We start from the raw sequence: 20456 nt of genomic DNA, 5'->3' as shown, positions 1-20456 counted from the left end.
GGGGCGCGCCGGACCGCCGGTTCACCCGGCGTCGCCTGTGTAGCGGAGCAGGGCTCCCAAACTGTCCGCAAGTGGCAGTTCATCGCTGGGGATGACGATGAGTTCGGCGCCGGTGCCGACGATCGCGCGGATGAGGGCGGCATCGGCCGGCTCCTGCCAGCAGGAGCCGATTCCGAGGGAGGCCAGCTCCTCACGGCTGAGGCCGACTTGTTTCGGTGCGACGCCGACCCACAGGCGCTGCTCGAGGTCGAACGGGTCGTTGACCAGGACGGCTTCGGCTTGTCCGTGGCGTAGGGCGGTGACGGTGGCCGCGAGCCCCTCGACCGCGCCGCTGCGGCGGGCGCGGCAAGCCAGGAAGCGGTCGACGCCGGACTGGTCGTGAGCGGAGAGGCGGCCGCGGAAGAGGTAGTCGAGTTCGTCCTCCAACAGGGCGCGTTCGGGCTGCCCCTCCCAGCCGTCGCTGTCGAGCCCGATGGTCCGATCACGCAGGCGCTTGGGCAGCTCGCGCGCGAGGGTGTTGCGGGCCCAGTGGTCGCCGGACAGGACGACGGCCTCGGCTCCGGTGCGCTCGGCGAGCCCGGTGAGCTGCTCGGCGACCTCGGGGGCGGTCTGCCGCCATTCGTGGGCCGGAGCCCGTCGGCGGGTGCGGTCTTCGGGTGCCACGCGGGCGGTGGGCCAGCGGCCGGCCTGCAGGTCGACTTCCAGTTCGGCCTCTTGGGGGCGCACGCCTGCCGGTGGGGCGGTGCGGTGCACCGCAGCGGCCACGTACGGGATGTCGGGGGCGTGCTGGAGGGCGAGCGGCATCGCGTCGGGCAACATGGTGAACCGGGCGGTGTCGTGGGACGGCGGCCGGGGCAGTTCCGCCGCGAGGGCGAGCCGTCCGTGGGCGGCGAAGACGGCCTGGCCGTGTCGGCCGGGCAGGTCGCGGTCGGTGCCGACCATGCGGACAAGGGCGCCGGTGGTGGTCATGTCGGCGCCCTGGGCGGCCAGTTCGGTCTCCACGTGGCGCCGACGCAGGCCGATGGCGCGGTCGGGGTCGTCGAGGTCGCGCGAGGTGTCGACGTAGGCGCACGCGTAGGGGCCCTGGCGTGCGTACAGCGGGCCGAGGAAGGTCAGCTTCATGACGGGTCGCTCCGATGGGCGTTCAGAGTCCTTGGGCGAGCAGGAGTTCGTGGGCCAGGCGGGCGGCACGGGCCGGCCGCTCGGGGTCGGGTTCCTGGTCGGGAATCTCCTCCAGGCCTTGGATGAGGGCGTGGATGGCCTGGCCGAGGGCCTGGACCCGGGCTTCAAGCAGTTCGACGCGTTCGACCGCGCTTTCGAGGTCGCGTCCGGTCGGGTGGGGGGCTACGTCCGGCGGGTCGCCATTCGGGTCGGGTGTCATCGTCGGCTCCCTTCGATCGAGGGTGCGGCTGGGCTATTCGGCGGGTGTGATCAGGCCGTAGTGGCCGTCGTAGCGGAGGTAGAGGACGTTGCCCCGGCCGGTGACGTCGTCGGTGTAGAACACGAACGGTTGACCGAGGGTGTCCATCCGCCGCTTCGCGGTGGCCGAGTTCATCCTGGGCGCGAGGGCGGGGCTCACCGTCAGCGGGAGGGCGACGGTGCCGAGCTGCTCGGGGTGGGGGCGGAGTTGGGCGAGTCGGTAGCCGGTGGGGGCGGCGTGGTAGAGGACGCTGTCCTCGCCGGTGTTGATCTCGGTGAAGAGATGGAAGCCGTAGTCCATGGTGGCCATCTCGAAGGCGGCCTCGTCGACGCTCTCGCGGGCCAGGGAGAATGACTTGTGGCGGATGATCTCGCGGTCCTCGGCCGGGCGGGGGAAGTGGTCGGGCCGGCGGGTGGGCTCGTCACCGTGCCGCCACTCGTGCTCGTCGGGCCTCGACTGGCCGCCGCGCTGGTTCTCCCAGTGCCTTCGCAGCCGGGCGAGTTGGAGGGCGAGGCGGTCGCGCAACAGGTCTATCGCCTCGGGCATGGACTCGGCGGCGACATGGGCGCGGGCGGCGCGGCCGTTGACGTCGAGGTTGGCCTGGGCGCCGTACGGGCGGTCGGTGGCCGGGTTGTGAATACGGGTGAGCCGGATACGCACGGACAGGACGGGTTCTCGTACCTGGTCGAGGAGGGTGAGGATCTTGTTGCGGGCGAGTTCCGCCATGCCCGGCGGGAGATCGCCCTGGGCTTCGAGCTCGATTTCGGGGGTCTGGCTGGCCACCGGGTCGGTTGCCATGGAAACTCCTCCGTTCGTGACCGTGGTCGGATGGTCGGTGGTAGCGGGTCAGGACGCCGATTTCCCGGGCGGGAGCGCCCCGGGATACCGGGCGTGACAACCCGGACGTGGCGCCGGTGAGCAGCGCGGCCCGGACGGCGGTATCGGCCGCGACGGTCCGGGCGAGTGGCTCTCCGCAGTGCGGCCGATCTGCGGGTCGAACTCGGTCATGGCCCGGCCGACCATCGTCGGGCAGGTCCAGGCGTCTACGGCGGAGCCCGCGAGCCTGGCCTGTTCGATCACCCACCGCAGCGCTTGCCCGAACATCGGCGAGCCGTCCACCCCCACCACGATCCGACGCACCGCTGGGGTTTCGTAGTCCATGGAGCACCTCGTTCGTGCTTCGAGAACAGCACCGTGCCCGGCCGGAAGGAGGCCCCGTCCTCAAACCCCGGGCTGGATCTGCGGGCCCCCGCTCGGGCCGGGAGCACCGGACTTCCAGGCTTTCACGTCGTGGCCGTCCCCGCAGTCCGCCCAGGAAACCGGTGTGCGTACTCCCAGTGTTTCGCCGTCCGCGGCGCAGGACAGTGCCGGACGGCCCAAGCGGGCCGGCGGACGGCCCATCCGAGACACCAGGCAAGGGCGGCAGCGCCGTTGCCTCCCTGTCGGCCTCCCTGTCGCGAGACCGCCACGCGCCCTCGTCCAGCTGCTCGGTGAATCTGTCGTCCGGAGTGGGGAGTTGCCTCGCGGCCCGATGTGCTTCCTATCGCGCGTATCCGTCCGGCGCAGCAGCATGGAGGAAGGCGACCGAACGAGTAAGGAGGGTTTGAGATGGCCGGAGAGTTGCTCCACAGACGCGCGCACTGGTGGCCGTCTGCCTTCTCGGAGTGGTTCGATGACTTCCCCATGGACTTGCGGATGGGGGAGCACCTCATCCGAGTGGAGGAGTCAGTAGAAGACGGGTCCTACGTGGTCAGGGCGGAACTGCCGGGGATCGATCCCGCCAAGGACGTCGAGATCACCTTCGAGGGCGGGGTGCTGACAGTTCACGCCGAACGCAGCGAGGAGAAGAAGGAGAAGCAGCGTTCCGAGTTCCGTTACGGCTCCTTCACCCGCAGCATCCGGCTACCCGAGGGCGTGAAGGACCAGGAGATCACGGCCAGTTACGACAACGGCGTCCTGACCGTGAAGGCCCCGATCCGCGAGGTCGAGAAGCCGAGCCGGCGGATCGAGATCGAAAGCAGCACCTGACCTGCGGCAGCCCAACGGCGCTGTGACCTCCGCGGCGCCGGTCGGCGGAGGCCGCTCGGCGAGCGGACACCGGCCCGATGCTGCGCACCGGCCGGTGTCCCCGCTTGTCGTGGCCTGTCCGGTGTGACACTCGACGTCTGACCACGGAGGGAGCGTGCAGCAGGATGGCGCTCACGGTGGCACTGGCCGGCGACACGATGCTCGGGCGCGGCGTCGCCGAGGCGCTGCGGCGCTCCCCGACACCGCAGACACTGTTCGCCGCCGAGGTGCGGGAGGCGCTGGCGGAGGCCGATCTCGTGATGCTCAACCTGGAGTGCTGTGTCTCCGATCGCGGGCACCGCTGGCCGAACCCGCACAAGCTGTTCTTCTTCCGGGCCCCTCCCGGCGCCGCCGACGTGCTCGCCGCGCTGGGGGTGGACTGTGTGACCCTGGCCAACAACCACGCCCTGGACTACGGCTTCGACGCCCTCGCCGACACCCGCACCCTGCTGGAACGGGCCGGGGTCCGTACGGTGGGTGCCGGTCGGGACGTCCTGGCGGCCCGGCAGTTCGTGGTCCTGGAGGCCGGCGGCGTGCGGCTGGCGGTGGTCGCCGTCACCGACCACCCCGAGGACTACGCGGCCACCGAGGAGCATCCCGGGGTGGCCTGGGCCGACCTCCGCGCGGGCATGCCCGCCTGGCTCGGCGCGCTGGTGGCCCGGGCCGCGAGGGAAGCCGACGCCGTGCTGGTCACCGCGCACTGGGGGCCCAACATGACCTCCCGACCACCGGCGCACGTGCTCGCGGCGGTCCCCCACCTGCTGGCGGCCGGGGCCACGCTGGTGGCGGGCCACTCCGCCCACGTGTTCCACGGTGTCGGCGACCGGACCATCTACGACATGGGCGAGTTCGTCGACGACTACGCCGTCCACCCGGCACTGCGCAACGACCTCGGACTGCTGTTCCTGGTCACCTTCGACGGGCCTGAGCTCGCACGCCTGGCCCCGGTCCGTCTCGAGGCGGTGCCGCTGGCCCTGGACTTCTGCCACACCCGCTTCGCCCATGGCGAGGAGTGGGAGTGGATTCGCGAGCGGTTCACCACCGCTTGCGCCGAGCTCGGCACCGCCGTGGGCGAGCGGGCCGGACGGTTGACGGTCGACTGGCGATGAGTGACGTGGAGATCGCGCTTGCACTGGATGCAGCGGCTGGTGCCCGCGCCGACCGGCAGTCGCTCTCCGAGGCCGTCTGCCGAGCCTTCGCCACTGCCGCCGGGGTGGGAATGGAACCTACGACATCTCCCACAACACCGCCAAACTCGAAACCCACGAGGTCGAAGGCGTGGAACGCCCGCTGTGCGTGCACCGCAAGGGCGCCACCCGCGCACTGCCGCCAGGCGCCCCGAGCCTGCCCGGGGACCTCGCCGGCGCGGGCCAGCCGGTGCTGGCGCCCGGCACGATGGGCCCCGCCTCGTACGTCATGGTCGGCTTCCGCGGCAACGACGCCGTCCGTACGGCGCCGGCCGAGTCTGGAGCCGTCCCCGCGCGCTGCGCATGGTGCGCGGCGAAGGGCTCCCGCGACCAACTGGAGGCGAGCGGCATCGCGGTGCGTCCGTCCTCGTGGCGCGGGCTCGCGGAGGAGGCACCGGAGGCGTACGAGGATGTCGACGCGGTCGCCGCAGCCATCGAGGGCGCCGGGCTCGCCCGCCTCGTCGCGCGTCTGGTGCCGCTGGGCGTTGTCAACGATCCGTGGGTCGGCGGACGGCGACCACCCCGTTCAGCGAGTGGCACATTCCGTCGATGATGGGGAACAGGGTGGTGGAGCCGTGCACGCCGGTTCATTCGGGGGCGGTCTCGCCTGCCGGTGGCACGACGACAACGGGGACGTGGGCATGGTGGACGACCTCGGTACTGGTCGAGCCGAGCGCGAGCCGCCCCCAGATGCCGGCGCCGCGGGAGCCCACCACGAGCAGACCCGCGTCCGCGCTGGCATCCAGCAGCACTTGGGCAGGACGGCCGCGCTCGCAGCGGACCTCCACCTCGACGAACGGCTCGCCGACCTGCCGGCGCAGCTCCTCGACCGAGTCCGTGACCTCGCGCGAGACGATGTCGTGCAGGTTCGGCGACGGCTCGCCGCTTGCCCGGTGCCAGCCCGTCATGCCCTTGTCCGATGATTCGGCGTGGCCACCGCCGTATGCACAGACGGCCCGCACCCCGACGTCGCGCAGCTGCGCCTCGCGAAGGGCGAAGACCATGGCCCGGCGGGCGTGCTCCGAGCCGTCCGTGCCGACCACGACCGGGCCGGGAGAGCTGGGTGCGGGACTGGTGCTCATGGGGACCTCCGGCAGCGTACGGCCTGCGCGCGGGATGCCAGGCACGGCGGGTCCGCCAGGTCGGAAGGAGACCGCGGCCGCCGTCCGGTCTGTACCTTCATCGTCCTCCGATGCCGCTGCGGTGGCACGTCCGCTTGCGTTGTGACCCGTGATTCGTGGGGACCGATGGGTGACTGTCCGCCGGGGAGACCGCCGTTCGCGTGCGCCCGCCGAGGAGTGACCGGTCGCCGACCCCGTTCCCTCCGCGAGACCGCATGCTGCCGTGACAACCGGACTGGCCGGCGGCGCTGGACCGACGTCTCGGCGGTCAGCTGTGCAGTGACGGTTCGTTGGCGTCAGCGTCGGTCATGCCGGCGCGGAGCAACTGGTGGCCGAGGTCGACCAGCGCGCGCCCGGCCGCGTATTCGTCGCCGATCTCCGGCACGGCCGGGTCGTGCGGGTTGCGGTGGGCTTCGGTGCGGCTCTCCAGCCGGTTGTCCCCGGTGTCGAGGACGGCGTGCACCCAGGTGACATCGCCTTCCTCGAAGAGGTCCAGGCGCAGGGTCCACGTCTTGGTGTGCATCGGTGTGTTCGTCGTCTGATCGTTCATGTCCAGACCTGTCCTTTCAGGGGATCGGTGAGGGTCTCGTCCGGGGGGATGGGCCAGTCGGGTCTCGGGGCCTGACCGGCGACGGGGCTTGTCGGTGCGGCGGCTGCCGGGGCGATGGTCGCGGCCCGGCTCTCCTGGTTGACGAAGCGGGTGAGCGCCCGGGCGCTCTCGAGGAACTGGGCGGGGAAGACGATGGTGGAGTTCTTCTCGGCGGCGATCTCGCCGAGGATCTGCAGGTTGCGCAGTTGGAGGGCGATCGGGTGCTCGGCGATGACATCGGCGGCCTCGGCGAGACGGCCGACGCTGAGGGCCTCACCCTCGGCCGCGATGATCTTGGCGCGCTTCTCGCGCTCAGCCTCCGCTTCCCGGGCCATAGCCCGCTGCATGCCCTGCGGAAACCCCGCGCTCGTACTGCCGCACGATCGCGACACCCAGATTCGGCACGGAAACCACCTTCTTCGTCCGGGGCCCGTAACTCCAGCGTGGACGAGATCGAGCGGCCGGGCATGGGCCGCCCGGCCCAACACTCCGCACCGGTCGGACGGAGTCCGGCGGGCACCGCGCGGACAGCCGCCGCCGTCAGGCGCCGGACGACCCCGTTCGTTCCCGCCTCGTCCCAGCTGTCGGGGAAGGACGGCGGGGCTCAGTCGAAGGAGACGCGGAGGTCGACCACCGCGGGTGAGCAGTCCGGGGCCGAGACGGATTCATCGAGGGGCGCTGTTCGGCGGGGCCGGCCGAATTGGTCGCCTGGACAGCGATGGGGCCGTTCGGCCCTGGTGCCGGGCGGTGGCGGGAGTATCTTGGGAGTTGGCCTGCAGGGCGAGCGAGGGAGCTCGACCGGATGGCCCCGGGCGATGGGCGGAGGCTCCGCGACGGGGTGTCTGTCGACGGTCGGGCTGAGAGGCCGGAAGGTCTGTGAGACCGGAAGGCGACCTCCATCACCTGATCCGGACAATGCCGGCGAAGGAAGCCCACCTTGCAGGTTTTCGCCTGCCCGCACAGCGCCGCTGCGAGACGCGATCACCGCCCAATATGCCGTCTGGTCGTCTCGGCCGGGGATGGACGCTCTTGCACTGGTGCCGCGTGTGGGCGTATCAGAAGGGCGTAGGGCCGTAGCCCTGGACCCCGAGCCACAGTTCACCGGTCTCCGTGTCGGTGACCTTGAACAAGCCCTCGCGCCCATCGGGGAACTGGATGAGCCCCTGCCGGGCCTGCCGGAGTTCGAAGGCGTGCTCCGCGCTGTCCGCGATGAGAGTACCGCCCCAGGACGTCAGCGGATCATCCCCTGACGCCGGCGACAGATCCGCCTGCGCCGGGAACGTCAACTCACCGCAAGTGACGATTACGGCGTCGTCGTAGGTGCTCATGGATCCAGGGTCCGCCTGCCTCGGTCGGAGCGCATCCGGACTGACACCGGGAAGCCTTGGTTCGCGACTTCCTCGTTGTTCGGTCAGCTGCGACGTTCCCGCGGCCCTCTCGCGAGCCGGGTTGTGCAACTCTTGCCCCGTGTCGCAGTAGCGCCGGCTCCGGCGCCCACGGTTTGTGCCCCTGTGGCGGGAGCCATCGCGCACGGCTCGGCGTGTGAGGTAACCGGGCATCTTCCCGTGGCATCGCCCGTGTGCTCGGCCAGCAGAGCCTCCCACGGGGTCGTCAGCTGCTGCTCGGTCACGGACACGGCGTCCCCCCGGGTGTCGCGGCTACTCGGTAGGGATGCCAACCGACGGCCCGTCAAGAGGCGGCGGGGTCCGGCACCAGGCCCGCCGTGACCAGGCCGCGCAGGACCGCCGCGGAGAGGGTCTGCACCGCCGACAGCGGCCGCACCATGACGGTGAACTCGTCGATCCGGCCCTCCTCGTCGAACTGGAGCAGGTCGATCCCGTGGATCTGCTTGCCGTCCACGGTGGTGCGGAACGGCAGGATCGCGGAGCGGCCGGGCTCGCCGCCGCCGGTCGGCTCGGCGGTGCCGTCGAACTCGCCCAGGTAGCGGAAGTCCTCGAAGGTGTGCAGCAGTACGCCGAACAGGCCGAACACCAGCGGGCGGCCCTCGAAGGGGGTGAACTTCACCGGGCTGAAGAAGCGCACGTCATCGCTGAAGAGGTCCTCGAGCGCGGCGTGGTCGCTCCTCTCGACGGCGGAACGGAAACGGTCGGCGGTGGGGTGCAGCGGCATGGCGAGATCTCCTCGATACTCATCAATTTGATTAGTCATTTTCATGAGTATGATGCAGTCGCGGACCTCGGAAGGGAAGGGGCGGAGGGAATGGCGCTGCGTCATGCGGTACTGGCCGCGCTGCTCGACGGCGAGTACAGCGGCTACCAGCTGGCGAAGGCCTTCGACATCGGCGTCGCCAATTTCTGGCACGCGCTGCCCCAGCAGCTCTACGCCGAGCTGGCCAAACTGGAGAAGGAGGGCCTGGTGTCGGGCCGTCAGGTCCTCCAGGAGGGCCGGCCCAACAAGCGGCTCTTCCGGGTCACCGAGGCCGGCCGGGGCGAACTGGAGGCCTTCGCCGAGGCGGTGGCCAAGCCGTCCTTCATTCGCGACGACCTGATGGTCAAGGTGCAGGCCGCCGACCGGATCGGTACCGCCGCCGTCCTCGCGCAGCTCGACGAGCGCGCCGAGATCGCCGCGGCCAAGGTGGACTTCCTGGTCGAGCTGCTGCGCACCCTGCGCGGCGGCGCCGACGAGGACGAGTACCTGCTTCACGGCGAGCGGATCGGGCCCTACTTGACCTGCCTCCGCGGTGTGGCGTTCGAACGGGAGACCAGGGACTGGTGCGTGCGGATCGCGGACGTCCTGCGAGCACGTGAGGAGAGCCGTGCGGAACAGAGCTGAGATCACCGAATCCGGCCGCTACCTGCGGTACGTCGCCCTCGGCGACAGCCAGACCGAGGGGGTCGGGGACGGCGACGACACCATCGGCCTGCGGGGCTGGGCCGACCGGTTGGCCGAGCAGCTGGCGGTGGTGGAGCCCCGGTTCCAGTACGCCAACCTGGCCGTACGGGGTCGGCTGGCCGGCCAGGTACGGGCCGAACAGCTCGGCCCCGCCCTGGAGTTGAAGCCGGACCTGGCCACGGTGGTAGCCGGGGTTAACGACCTGCTGCGGCCCGGGTTCGAGGCGGCGCGGGTGGCGGGCGAGCTGGAGCGGATGTTCGCCTCGCTCACCGAGGCGGGGGCCCAGGTCGCGACCGTGACCTTCCCCGACATCACCCGGATCGTCTCCCTCGCCAAGCCACTGCGCCCCCGCATTCTGGAGATCAACGACCACATCCGGGCCGCCGCCGCCCGCCACGGTGTGGTGGTTGCCGAGACCGCCCTCCCGGAGGCATCCACCGACCCCCGGATGTGGGCCGCCGACCGCCTGCACGCCTCTCCGCTCGGCCACCAGCGCATCGCCGACGCGGTGGCGGAGGCCCTCGGCCTGCCCGGCAGCTCGGGCACTTGGGCCGACCCGCTGCCTGCGCAGGCGGTCCCGACGGGCGTGCGCGCCACCGCTGCCGAACTCCGTTGGGCCGCCGCCTTCCTGGGGCCCTGGCTGGCCCGGCGGCTGCGCGGCCGCTCCTCCGGAGACGGCCGCAGCGCCCGGCGGCCAGTGCTCGGGCCGGTGGTGGCCGTCGGCGGCTGACGCCAGGTCAGTTTTCCCGCGAACGGGTGGGTCGAGGCGTCGCACTGCCCTCGTGGCGGTGGACGGCGTCCTCACCGGACCGGCAGTAGCCGGAGGGCGTCGGCGGCGACCCCCGATGCTGGCCCGGCGAACTGCTTCGAAGGTGGAGCCGATGGGGCACGGCGGTGGTGCCGGAAGGGCAGAATCGCTCGCGCTCTCGTTCACGACCAGTACGCCGTACCGGCCCGTGCAAGGCGGGGAAGGCGGGGCGGAGAGGGCAGGATTCGAACCTGCGCGGGCCCGAAGGCCCTGCTCGGCTGTTGCCAGCCTGGCACCCGATCAGCCGCTCCGGGCACCTCTCCCAGCCTCGGGGACGGTGCGTTGTCCCTTCCGGCGTGACACCACTGTGCCCGGCGGACCTGACACCGCCCTGACTCCGCCCTGACCCTGCGCTGACAGTCGGCACCCGTGGACGGGACAGAGCGAGGGGGCACGCGGACCGCGTGCCCCCTCACCTTGCTACCGCAGCGTCAGCTCACGTTGAAGTAGTAGTAGTACGTCTCGTGCGTCCGCCCGTCCAGGTCGGTCGGGTAGACGGAGAGGACGTGCTGCCCGCTGGTGTCCGGGGTCCAGGAGACCTGGGCCGTGCCGTCCGCCGCTGCGGCGACGGTGGTCTCGGCACCGAAGTCGAGAGCGTAGGTGTAGGACGCCGTGTTCTTCACCTTCGGAGCGAAGGTGAACACCCCGGTGACCCCGACCCCGCCCCCGGTGGCGCCGGATCCCGTGTCCTCCGGGTAGGTCTCGGAGGTGACGGTGGGACTGGTGTCCACGTAGGCGAACAGCCGGTTGGAGGAGCTGACCCAGCCGTTCGGGCTGTGGCTGCGCACCGTGATGACGCTGCCGCCCGCGTGGGCGAGGGCGAGCGTTACCGAGCCCGTGCCGTCCGTGGCGGCCGCCACGGTCTGCGGCGTGTCGTAGTTCACCTGCACGGTGTAGCTGTCCACTGCGGCCAGGCTCGCGTTGGGCGCCAACTGCAGGGTGAAGGGCGTGTCCAGCAGTGCCGGTGTCGGCAGGCCGGTCACCACGGGCATGGTGCTGGGGACGTAGAACCGGTAGCTGGTGGAGGGCGAGGGGTTGCCCGCCCGGTCGAGGCTGCGGACGAAGAGCGTGGCCGGGCCGTCGTCCGGTGGCGACAGCGTGAGGTTCACCGCGCCACCGAGCCGGGGAGCCCGGACGTGGCCCGGTCGGGTGTACGGGTCGGTCCACTGCGGCAGCCCGTTCGGGCCGTCGGACCAGCCGTCGACGGGGAAGTCCTGGGTCCAGCTGTACTGGTAACCCTCCACGTCCGCGGTCGAGTTCGAGGTGATCGTGAACTCGGCCGGTACCCCGCCGGGCCCGGCCTGGCCCTCCGGGAAGTTCGCCGAGGTCACCACGGGTGCGGCGGTGGGGCGGGTGACGTCGACGTGGAAGGTGCAGGGCTTGGACCAGGCGGACAACTCGGTGCCGTCGCCGCCCCGGACCTGCCAGGCGTACGTTCCGCCGTCGGCGAGCACACCCGGCGGAACGCTCGCGGCCCTGCCGCGGTCCTTGACCATGTTGTCGCCGGTGAACTCGGTGCGCTGCTCCGGGTGATCCACCGGCCAGACCGCGAAGGTGCCCGTGAGGTACTGGTCGTTCGCGTCAGCGTCGTGCAGCATCGCCGTCAGTGGCGGCGTCAGAGTCCCCAGGTACGGGCGCGCCTTGTCCGCGCAGGTGTACTGCTGGCTGTACAGGTCGGTGGGCACGCCGGGGGCGGTGTTGGACGTGGCGTACATGAGCATGCGGGGGCTGAGCCGACGCCCCAGCGCGGTGTTCGCCTCGTCCGCCTCGGACAGCCGCAGTTCGACGGAGAGCGTGTGGCTACCGGACGCGGCGGCGCTCGCGGCCGCGCTGTTCAGGTCCAGCCGCAGGTATGAGGCAGGGCCGCCGGCTGTGGTGGCCACCGTGCCCAGCAACTTCTTCTCGGCGGGCGCCCGGCGCCAGGTGACCGGGGCGGTCGGCGTCGCCGTCTGCCAGACCTCGACGGTGCGCGGGACGTAGCTCGTGGCCGAGGTCTCGCCGAACAGGAACCAGCCGGCCACCACGTGCTTCCCGGTGTCCTTGGCGGCGAAGCCCGCCAGGTCGAAGGAGGCGTAGATCCGCGACTTGTGGGTGGTGCCCTGCTCGTCGAGCCAGCTGCCCAGCGGCAGTTCACCTGTTGGTTGCGGGTAACTCGTCGTCGGCGTGGTCGCGTCGGTGTACGCCAGCGAGACCTGCGGCACCTGCTGGATCGGCGGCGCAGCGGCAGCCGACGAGGCGGACAGCATCACCCCCGCGAAGGCAACTGCGGCTGCAGTGACCAGGGTTGCAGGACGAATGCCCCGCCACCGTCCCATATGTCTTGCCATGGTTGGAAACTCCGTCCCCCGGCGCCCCGGAGGGCGATGTCGTATGGCGGGCACTCTAGTGCCAAGATCCGACACGGGCGAAGGAGTTGCGGCACCCCCCGAGAACAGCCTGCGGCGCCCGCACAACCATCCAGCCGCGTCTTCAGCAGCTGACACCCGGTCAGGCGACGACCGCCACCGGCGCCGTCCAGCCCCCTCCAGGGAGGCCGCAGGCCGCCCGAGGAGCGTCGGCGAGTGCGGTGATCCGGTCGATGCGGTAGCCGGAGTGGCCCTCGTTGTCGGGTCGGACATCGAACTGGCCCGCCCGGTTGTTCAGGGATGGTTGGTCATTCCTCGGTGGGGCCGAGGTCGGGCTGCTCGCGCAGCTCCACTGTGCGGGCGAGGCTTGTGGTGTGCAGTTCGAGCACGGTGATCTCGTTCGGTCCCGGGCGCAGGACGGGGCCGGGTACGTACAGGGAGCGCTGGGGGCCGCGGGACCAGTGGCGGCCGAGGTGGAAGCCGTTGATCCAGACGTTTCCTTTGGTCCAGCCGGGCAGGTGGACGAAGGTGTCGGCCGGTTCCTCGATGTCGAAGGTGCCCCGGTGGAAGACCGGCCCGACGGCGGGCTCCTCGGCGGGTGCGAAGGCGAGGCCGCTGAGATCGGTCAGGGGCAGCGGCCGGTTGGCCCAGCCCGTCAGTTCGGCGCCGTTGAGCAGGACGGGGCCGAGCAGGCCCTTGCGGTCGTGCATTCCTCGGCCGTAGTTCACGCGGCCCTGGTTCTCCACCAGGACACGCAGCACGCTGCCGGCCGCGGGGGCGGTGAAGGCGATGGCCCGTTCGTGGTTCTCCCGTTCGAGGACGCCGACGGGCTGGCCGTCGCTCGACCCGGGCCCTCGAACCCGGTGCCGGTCGACCCTGATCGGGGGCGCCGGACGGTGCCCGTCGGCCAAGCGGTCGGCCTTTCAGAGCCGAATGACGACGAGTGCCGTGTCATCGGTGGCGCCGCCGGGTGGGAGCAGTTCGGTGAGGACGGCGTCGGCGAGGGCGTCAGGGGTCTCGGAGCGGTGTCCCGCGAGTGCCCGTGCGAGGCGGTCCAGGCCGGCGTCGATATCCTCGCGGCGGCGTTCTATCAGGCCGTCGGTGTAGAGGGCGAGTGTGTCGCCTTCGGTGAACCGGGTGACTGCCTCGGGCCGCGCCTGGTGCTCGGGGCGGGCACCGAGCGGTGGGTCGGTGGCCCGGTCGAGGAACTCGACGGTGCCGTCGCCACGCAGCAGGGCGGGCGGGGGGTGACCGGCGCTGCTGTAGCTGATGGTGCGGGTACCGGAGTCGATGAAGGCGGTCGCGGCGGTAGTGGACTCGGCGCCGTCGACGGAGCGGGCGTAGAGGCCGAGGACTTCGAGCGCCTGGGCGGGGCCGGCAGCGACCCGGGAGGCGGCACTGAGGGCGCTGCGGAGCTGGCCCATCACGCCGGCGGCGACCAGGCCATGGCCGACCACGTCGCCGACGGCGACCGCCACTCGGCCGCCCGGGAGTTCGACGAAGTCGTACCAGTCGCCGCAGACATTGAGCGCGCCTACGGCAGGACGGTAGCGGACCGCGGCGTGGTGGCGCTCCAGCCGCCTGGGTGCGGGCAGCATGGCCTCTTGAAGCGCGAGCGCTACCTCCCGGTCGCGGGCGTGGGCCTCGCGTAGGCGTTCGTTGACCTCCTGGAGTTCGCGGGCGCGGGTGTAGAGCTCGGCTTCCAGTACGCGGGCGCGGTCGCCCTCGGGCAGGCCGTGGGTGCGGATGAGCTGGGTGATCTCCTCGACCCGGTGGACCAGCAGAACCGTACGGCCCTCGCCGTCGAGTACGGGGGCGTTGACCGGGCTCCAGTACCGCTCCTCCCACTCGCCGGGCCGGGTGACCGACTCAACGTCGTAGCGCTGCAGGGCCATGGTGTCGCGCTCGCCGGAGGCCAGGACCCGGCGCAGGGATGCCTCCAGGTTGCGGGCCCCGGTGGAGGCGGGGTCATTCGGGTTGTTGGGGAAGACATCGAAGAGGTACCGGCCGATGAGCTGCTCGCGGGTACGCCCGGACAGCCGAAGGAAGTCATCGTTGGCGTCGGCGTACACCAGGTCCGGGGTGAGTAGGGCGACCATGCCGGGCAGGGCGTGGAAGACCGTGCGGTAGTCGACCTCCTGGCCGGTCACGGCTTCGCCCCAGCACCCGGTGCGGCGGCGCGGACGACGACGACCGGGCACTGTGCGTGATGGACGCAGTGCTGGCTGACCGACCCGAGCAGGGCCTCGGTGAACCCGCCGTACCCGCGGCTGCCCACGACGAGCAGCTGCGCGCCGTCGGCGGCCTTGAGGAGCGCCGCAGCGGGATGGTCCTGGACGACGTGCTCGCGGATCTCGACCTGCGGGTGCTCGGCGGCGGCCTCCGCGACGGCCTCGGCCAGGGCCCGGTCAGCGTTGCCCACGAAGTCGAAGGACGGCAGGACCGGCGCGGGCCAGCCGTACCCTGCCGGGTACCGCCAGGCGAGCACGGCATCCACGGTGCTGCCGGTGAGCTCGGCCTGCTGGGCTGCCCACCCCAGCGCGGCCCTCGACGACGACGAACCGTCCACTCCCACGACGATCCGAGTCGATCGGCCGGTCTGCCCGCTCATCACTCGCCTCCGATGGCCGTGTGCTCACCACCGCCACCATCAATGATCGGTTCCATGCTCCTGACGGGCCGCTCGACGGCCCCGGACGTCGTGCAATCGTCCGGGCTCACGATCGTCCGAGTCTGGCCTCGACCAACCGCACGAAGTCCGCTCGGAGTTCTTGGGGCATCGTCAACGATACCCGGACCTCCGCGGCGAGTCCCGGTTCCGGGCGAACGAGGAGATCGTCCGGCAGCTGCACGTCCCACGGAGCAGGAGCGGCGGGGCGTGGAGACGGCGTGCTACGACTACTACCTGGAACGGCTCGGGCAGCGCCGCGCGTCGTCCCCATGTGGGAGGCCGTGTGCTGTGGGGACTGAGGCGGCGGGTTGTGCCGTGGCATCTGCGGAGAGACGGTGGAGGTGCCGCTGACGCTGTGAGTGCCGGTGATCCAGCGGCGAGTTCTCGCGTCACGGCCGTGCCGCGGCCGAGTCGTTGCAGGTAGGGAGTGGGTGTCCATGACCGGTATCGCGGACCGCATCGCAGAGCTGTTCCGGATCAAGGCGCACGCGGTGCTGGATCGGGCAGAGGACCCTCGCGAGGTGCTCGACTATGCGTACGCCCAGCAGGTGGACCTGTTGCAGCAGGTGCGGCGTGGCCTGGCGGACGTGGTGACGAGCCGGAAACGAACGGAACTGCAGATCGCCCAGGTGCGGAAGTCGAATGGGAAGCTGGAGGAGCAGGCGCAGCAGGCGCTGGCCGCAGGACACGAGGACCTGGCGCGGGAGGCGCTGGCCCGGCGGGCGGGTTTGCAGGGGCAGCTCAGCGGCTTGGAGGAGCAGGAACCGTTGCTGCGGGCCGAAGAGGAGAAGCTGACGGCGGCCGCGCAGCGGCTGGAGGCGAGGGTGGAGGCGTTCCGCACGCGCAAGGAGACGCTCAAGGCCGAGTACACCAGGGCCGAGGCCGAGTCCCGCATCGGCGAGACCCTCTCGGGCGTCGGCGAGGAGATCGGCAGTGTCGGCGCGGCGGTGCAGCGCGCCCGGGACCGGACGGAACAACTGCAGGCCCGCTCCGGGGCGTTGGACGAGCTGATGGCCTCCGGCGCACTGGAGGACGCCGCTGCGCCGGCCGGCCCCGACGAGGTCCGGATCGAGCTGGAGCGGATCAGTGCGGATCAGGACGTGGAGGAGGAGTTGAGGCGGCTGAAGGCGAAGCTGCCTGCAGGCCCGCGCCCGGAGGGGGAGGGCGTGCGTCGGGCGGAGTCGGGTGGGGAGTCGTCGGTGTGACCGCGCAGCTTCAGGAGGACGGGCGTGAACCGTTCGGCAGCTGCAGTGGTCCCCGCCGGAGACCGTGCCTTCGATCCTCACCCTGACGGTGAACCCACGGTGGACATCTGCTGCGAGGTCGACCGACTGGAGGGCATCGGGCAAGACCAGGATCCAGGTCCGGATCGATGGTGAGGGTCGGCTCAGTCGTGATCGATCGTCCTTCGGCTGTCGGGACGTCTCCTCGGTTCACAGGCTGGGTTCATCCCACGTCCGTGCCGGGGCGGGCGATCTGGCCCTTGCCCCCAGGCCAGGCGGTCCCGTGTCTGTCAGGCTGGAGGAGGCCCTATCGGCAACCCGGAAGGGAGTAGCCATGGAAACCGAGGCCATTCGTGCTCGGCCGGTGCAAGGAGCCGCGCCCAATCTCGCCGACTACGAGCGGGCCCGGCGCGATTTCTCGTGGGAGTCGGCGCGTGAGGCACTCGACGGGCTGCCGGGCGGCCGGGGGCTCAACATCGCGTACGAGGCGGTCGACCGGCACGTCACCGCCGGACGCGGCGAGCGCGCTGCGCTGCGCTGCGTTGCCGTGGATCGGCAGGTCAGCACGGTGACGTACGACGAGCTGGCCCGCTGGACGAACCGCTTCGCGAATGTGCTGCGTTCACTGGGCGTGGGCCGCGGCGACCGGGTCGCCTCGCTGCTGAGCCGCTGCCCTGAGCTGTACGTGTCCGTTCTCGGGACGCTGAAGAACACCTCGGTGTTCTGCCCGCTCTTCCCCGCCTTCGGACCGGTCCCGGTCGAGGAACGGCTGCGGCTGGGCGGTGTGCGGGTGCTGATCACGACCGAGGACCTGTACCGACGAAAGGTGGCGGCCCGGCGCGAGCAGCTGGCACAGCTGGAAACGGTGCTGATCGTGGGAGCGTGCACCGAGCCGCTGCCGGGCACCCGTTCCTTCGACGCGATGCTGGCGCAGGCGTCCGAGGCGTTCACGATCCCGGACACCGACCCGCAGGAGATGGCGCTGCTGCACTTCACCAGTGGCACCACCGGGACGCCCAAAGGTGCGATCCACGTGCACGAGGCCGTGGTGGCCCACCACGCCACCGCCGCGTTCGCCCTCGACCTGCATCCCGACGACGTGTTCTGGTGCACCGCCGACCCGGGCTGGGTCACGGGCACCTCGTACGGGGTCGTCGCGCCGCTCACCCACGGGGTGACGATGGTGGTCGACGCGGGGGAGTACGAGGCCCGCCGGTGGTACGGCATCCTCGCCGAGGAGCGGGTGAGCGTCTGGTACACGGCTCCGACCGCGATCCGGATGCTGATGCGGGCGAGCCCTCGGGGAAGCCCGCCCGACCTGCCGCGCTCCTTCGACCTGTCGTCGCTGCGGTTCATCGCCAGTGTCGGTGAACCGCTCAACCCGGAGGCGGTCCGCTGGGGGCAGGAGATCCTGGGCCTGCCGATCCACGACAACTGGTGGCAGACGGAGACCGGCGCGATCATGATCGCGAACTTCGCGGCCACCGAGATCAGGCCCGGCTCGATGGGCCGCCCGCTGCCCGGCGTCGTGGCGGGCCTGCTGGAGCGCGGTCCGGACGGGCGGGCAGTAGTGACGGACGGTCAGGTGGAGGAGGTCGGAACTCCGGGGCACGAGGGCGAGCTGGCGCTGCGTCCGGGCTGGCCGTCGATGTTCCGCGGCTATCTGAACGCCGAGGAGCGTTACGAGGCCTCCTTCGCGGGCGGCTGGTACCTCACCGGCGACGTCGCCCGGCGCGACGAGGACGGCTACTACTGGTTCGTCGGCCGCGCCGACGACGTGATCAAGTCCGCCGGGCACCTGGTCGGGCCGTTCGAGGTGGAGAGCACCTTGATGGAGCATCCGGCGGTCGCCGAGGCAGGGGTGATCGGCCGTCCCGACCCGGTCGCCGGCGAGATCGTCAAGGCGTTCGTCTCCCTCAAACCGGGATACGAGCCGGGCACCGGTCTGGCCCGTGAGATCACCGCTTTCGCGCGCAGGCGGCTCGGACCGGCCATCGCGCCCCGCGAGATCGCCTTCGACCAGCACCTCCCCAAGACCCGCAGTGGCAAGGTGATGCGCCGACTGCTGAAAGCTCGTGAGCTGGGCCTGCCGGAGGGCGACACCTCGGCCCTGGAGGAATCCCGATGAGCCCGCGCCGAACGGCGGCAGCACCGACTGCCTCGCGTGGCAGGACCCGCACGCACAACCGAGGCGGGCCCGCCCCGCAGGCGGCCCACCGCCGAGATCTCCTGCGGGAGATGGTACGCATCCGACAGTTCGAGGAGCGCTGCGTCGAGCTCTACAGCAGCGGCGAGGTACGGGGCTTCGTCCACCTGTGCATCGGCGAGGAGGCCGTCTCCGCGGGCGTGCTCGGCGCACTCCGACCCGAGGACGCGGTGGTCACCACCTACCGCGAGCACGGCCACGCGCTGGCCCGGGGTATCCCCGCCGAGTCGGTCTTCGCCGAGATGCTCGGCCGGGTGACCGGCTGTAGCCGCGGCCGTGGCGGTTCGATGCACCTGTTCGACGTGAGCCGGCGCTTCTACGGCGGCCACGGCATCGTGGCGGGCGGTCTGCCGGTCGCCGCCGGACTGGCCCTCGCCGACCGGATGCGCGGACTGGAACACGTGACCTGCTGCCTGTTCGGTGACGGCGCACTCGCCGAGGGCGAGTTCCACGAGACCGCCAACCTGGCCGCCCTGTGGGAGCTCCCCCTGCTGCTCGCCTGCGAGAACAACCTCTACGCCATGGGCACCGCGCTGAACCGCGAGCACGCCCAGACCGACCTGGCCGCACGCGCGGCCTCGTACGGGCTGGTGGCCTGGGAGGTCGACGGCATGGATGTGCTGGCCGTCGAGCGGGCCGCCGAAAGGGCGGCTCGGGCGATCCGGGACGGCGCCGGACCGGTGTTCCTGGAACTGCGAACCTACCGTTTCCGCGCGCACTCCATGTACGACCCGGACCGCTACCGGGACAGGACGGAGATCGAACGGTGGAAGGAGCGCGACCCGATCCAGACGCTCAGCACGCGCATGCGGGCCGAGGACGGCTTCGACGACAAGGCGCTCGCCGCGGTGGAGAAGGAGGTCGGGGAGGAGCTGGACACGGCACTCGACCTCGCGCGCCAGGGCGGGACCGAACCGGTGGAGGACCTGCTGCGCTTCGTGTACAGCCCGACCGGGGGGCGTCATGACCGGTGACGGGGCCCGTCGGGCCGAGCCGATGAGCTACCGCGGGGCGCTGCGTGAAGCGCTGCGTGAGGCGCTCTCGGCCGATGACCGGGTCTTCCTGATGGGTGAGGACGTGGGCCGCTACGGAGGGGCCTTCGGTGTCAGCCTGGGTCTGCTGGAGGAATTCGGCCCCGAGAGGGTCCGGGACACCCCGCTCTCGGAGTCAGGCTTCGTCGGGGCCGGCATCGGCGCGGCGATCGCCGGACTGCGTCCGATCGTGGAGATCATGACCGTCAACTTCAGCCTGCTCGCCCTCGACCAGATCCTCAACAACTCGGCGACCCTGCTGCACATGTCCGGCGGGCAGGTGGCGGTGCCGCTGGTGATCCGGATGACCACCGGCGCCGGCCGCCAGCTCGCAGCCCAGCACTCGCACAGTCTCGAAGCCTTCTATGCGCACATCCCCGGCATCCGGGTCCTCGCACCCGCCACCGTCGCGGACGCGCGGTGGATGCTCGCCCCAGCTCTGGCCGACCCCGATCCCGTGATCGTCTTCGAGCACGGCTCCCTGTACAACGGCACCGACACCACCGCAGACGACCCCGGACCGGTCGACCTCGACAGTGCCGCGGTACGCCGACCCGGCACCGACATCAGCCTTATCACCTACGGCGGCTCGCTGGGCAAGGCGCTGACCGCCGCCGAGCAACTCACAACCCAGAACCAGGTGGACGCCGAGGTGGTGGACCTGCGCAGCCTGCGCCCGCTCGACGACGCCACCGTCATCGGTTCGGTGCGCCGGACCCACCGCGCGGTGATCGTCGACGAGGGCTGGCGCAGCGGCGGCCTGTCCGCCGAGGTCGCGGCACGCATCACCGAGCAGGCCTTCTACGACCTCGACGCGCCGGTCGAGCGGGTGTGCGGCGCTGAGGTGCCGGTGCCGTACGCCGCGCAACTGGAGCAGGCCGCGCTGCCCCAGGTTTCCGACATCGTGGCGGCAGCGCTTCGGGCGGTGGGCTGAG

Annotated in this window: 21 protein-coding genes and 1 tRNA gene; 9 read left to right on the top strand and 13 right to left on the bottom strand. The window is 71.3% G+C overall.

The genetic code is table 11. The features are described from left to right. Positions 1–21 precede the first annotated feature (21 nt). From ACKUU6_RS02380 to ACKUU6_RS02370, 3 genes are read right to left on the bottom strand one after another with little or no spacing between them, the layout of a single operon-like run. Positions 22–1122: a hypothetical protein gene (locus ACKUU6_RS02380; RefSeq protein WP_407986715.1), complete on the bottom strand. Its 1101-nt coding sequence runs from the start codon at positions 1120–1122 to the stop codon at positions 22–24. Positions 1123–1144: 22 nt separating this feature from the next. Beyond that, positions 1145–1381 carry a hypothetical protein gene (locus ACKUU6_RS02375; RefSeq protein ID WP_407986714.1) on the bottom strand — a complete coding sequence of 79 codons (237 nt, stop codon included), beginning with the start codon at positions 1379–1381 and terminating at the stop codon, positions 1145–1147. 33 nt (positions 1382–1414) lie between these two features. After that, the gene (locus ACKUU6_RS02370) at positions 1415–2218 is read right to left on the bottom strand and encodes a sigma 54 modulation/S30EA ribosomal C-terminal domain-containing protein (protein ID WP_407986713.1); all 804 of its coding nucleotides are present in this window, start codon (positions 2216–2218) and stop codon (positions 1415–1417) included. Positions 2219–3136: 918 nt separating this feature from the next. Between ACKUU6_RS02370 and ACKUU6_RS02365 the strand changes: the two genes are divergently transcribed. From ACKUU6_RS02365 to ACKUU6_RS02355, 3 genes are all read left to right on the top strand, one after another. After that, positions 3137–3448, top strand: coding sequence for an Hsp20/alpha crystallin family protein (locus ACKUU6_RS02365; protein ID WP_407986712.1), 312 nt, complete (start codon positions 3137–3139; stop codon positions 3446–3448). Positions 3449–3612: 164 nt separating this feature from the next. Beyond that, on the top strand, positions 3613–4596 hold the full coding sequence (locus ACKUU6_RS02360; protein ID WP_407986711.1) for a CapA family protein: 984 nt from the start codon (positions 3613–3615) through the stop codon (positions 4594–4596). Between the two features lie 169 nt (positions 4597–4765). Then, positions 4766–5227, top strand: a complete 462-nt coding sequence (locus ACKUU6_RS02355) for an RtcB family protein (RefSeq protein ID WP_407986710.1) — start codon at positions 4766–4768, stop codon at positions 5225–5227. A 34-nt stretch (positions 5228–5261) separates the two neighbouring features. Here ACKUU6_RS02355 and ACKUU6_RS02350 read toward each other — a convergent pair whose 3' ends face one another. The 5 genes from ACKUU6_RS02350 to ACKUU6_RS02330 all read right to left on the bottom strand — a co-directional run bounded on the left by ACKUU6_RS02350 (position 5262) and on the right by ACKUU6_RS02330 (position 8514). Beyond that, a complete protein-coding gene (locus tag ACKUU6_RS02350) occupies positions 5262–5756 on the bottom strand; it encodes a universal stress protein (protein WP_407986709.1) in 495 nt (164 codons plus the stop codon). 307 nt (positions 5757–6063) lie between these two features. Next, on the bottom strand, positions 6064–6345 hold the full coding sequence (locus ACKUU6_RS02345) for a dsRBD fold-containing protein (RefSeq protein ID WP_407986708.1): 282 nt from the start codon (positions 6343–6345) through the stop codon (positions 6064–6066). Continuing rightward, entirely contained in the window at positions 6342–6719 is a 378-nt protein-coding gene (locus ACKUU6_RS02340; protein ID WP_407986707.1) for a hypothetical protein, read from the bottom strand. Before ACKUU6_RS02340 ends, ACKUU6_RS02345 begins: the two co-directional genes overlap by 4 nt. 720 nt (positions 6720–7439) lie before the next feature. Continuing rightward, complete coding sequence (locus ACKUU6_RS02335) at positions 7440–7712, bottom strand: hypothetical protein (RefSeq protein WP_407986706.1); 273 nt, start codon at positions 7710–7712, stop codon at positions 7440–7442. 361 nt (positions 7713–8073) lie between these two features. Next, positions 8074–8514: a nuclear transport factor 2 family protein gene (locus ACKUU6_RS02330; RefSeq protein WP_407986705.1), complete on the bottom strand. Its 441-nt coding sequence runs from the start codon at positions 8512–8514 to the stop codon at positions 8074–8076. 90 nt (positions 8515–8604) lie between these two features. Between ACKUU6_RS02330 and ACKUU6_RS02325 the strand changes: the two genes are divergently transcribed. Then, complete coding sequence (locus ACKUU6_RS02325; RefSeq protein ID WP_407986704.1) at positions 8605–9177, top strand: PadR family transcriptional regulator; 573 nt, start codon at positions 8605–8607, stop codon at positions 9175–9177. Then, positions 9161–9967: an SGNH/GDSL hydrolase family protein gene (locus tag ACKUU6_RS02320; RefSeq protein WP_407986703.1), complete on the top strand. Its 807-nt coding sequence runs from the start codon at positions 9161–9163 to the stop codon at positions 9965–9967. The genes ACKUU6_RS02325 and ACKUU6_RS02320 overlap by 17 nt, the downstream gene beginning before the upstream one ends. A 248-nt stretch (positions 9968–10215) precedes the next feature. Here the strand turns inward: ACKUU6_RS02320 and ACKUU6_RS02315 are convergent. The 5 genes from ACKUU6_RS02315 to ACKUU6_RS02295 form a co-directional block, all read right to left on the bottom strand. Further along, positions 10216–10308, bottom strand: a tRNA-OTHER gene (locus ACKUU6_RS02315). Between the two features lie 168 nt (positions 10309–10476). After that, entirely contained in the window at positions 10477–12294 is a 1818-nt protein-coding gene (locus ACKUU6_RS02310; protein ID WP_407986702.1) for a hypothetical protein, read from the bottom strand. A gap of 404 nt (positions 12295–12698) precedes the next feature. Beyond that, entirely contained in the window at positions 12699–13301 is a 603-nt protein-coding gene (locus ACKUU6_RS02305; RefSeq protein ID WP_407986701.1) for a beta galactosidase jelly roll domain-containing protein, read from the bottom strand. Between the two features lie 12 nt (positions 13302–13313). Then, positions 13314–14540, bottom strand: coding sequence for a PP2C family protein-serine/threonine phosphatase (locus ACKUU6_RS02300; protein WP_407986700.1), 1227 nt, complete (start codon positions 14538–14540; stop codon positions 13314–13316). Continuing rightward, positions 14537–15001 carry a universal stress protein gene (locus ACKUU6_RS02295; RefSeq protein WP_407986699.1) on the bottom strand — a complete coding sequence of 155 codons (465 nt, stop codon included), beginning with the start codon at positions 14999–15001 and terminating at the stop codon, positions 14537–14539. Before ACKUU6_RS02295 ends, ACKUU6_RS02300 begins: the two co-directional genes overlap by 4 nt. 497 nt (positions 15002–15498) lie before the next feature. Here ACKUU6_RS02295 and ACKUU6_RS02290 point away from each other — a divergent pair, with 497 nt between their 5' ends. The 4 genes from ACKUU6_RS02290 to ACKUU6_RS02275 all read left to right on the top strand — a co-directional run bounded on the left by ACKUU6_RS02290 (position 15499) and on the right by ACKUU6_RS02275 (position 20455). Then, positions 15499–16266, top strand: a complete 768-nt coding sequence (locus tag ACKUU6_RS02290) for a PspA/IM30 family protein (protein ID WP_407986698.1) — start codon at positions 15499–15501, stop codon at positions 16264–16266. Between the two features lie 352 nt (positions 16267–16618). Continuing rightward, positions 16619–18412: an acetate--CoA ligase gene (gene acsA, locus ACKUU6_RS02285; RefSeq protein WP_407986697.1), complete on the top strand. Its 1794-nt coding sequence runs from the start codon at positions 16619–16621 to the stop codon at positions 18410–18412. Positions 18413–18522: 110 nt separating this feature from the next. Further along, complete coding sequence (gene pdhA, locus ACKUU6_RS02280) at positions 18523–19464, top strand: pyruvate dehydrogenase (acetyl-transferring) E1 component subunit alpha (protein WP_407986696.1); 942 nt, start codon at positions 18523–18525, stop codon at positions 19462–19464. Continuing rightward, entirely contained in the window at positions 19454–20455 is a 1002-nt protein-coding gene (locus ACKUU6_RS02275; protein WP_407986695.1) for an alpha-ketoacid dehydrogenase subunit beta, read from the top strand. Before pdhA ends, ACKUU6_RS02275 begins: the two co-directional genes overlap by 11 nt. The last annotated feature ends 1 nt before the right edge of the window (position 20456 follow it).

This window comes from Kitasatospora sp. CMC57, assembly GCF_045866025.2.
GTDB lineage: Bacteria > Actinomycetota > Actinomycetes > Streptomycetales > Streptomycetaceae > Kitasatospora.
Note: the sequence above shows the minus strand (reverse complement) of the source record. Positions and strands in the feature narration are given on the sequence as shown.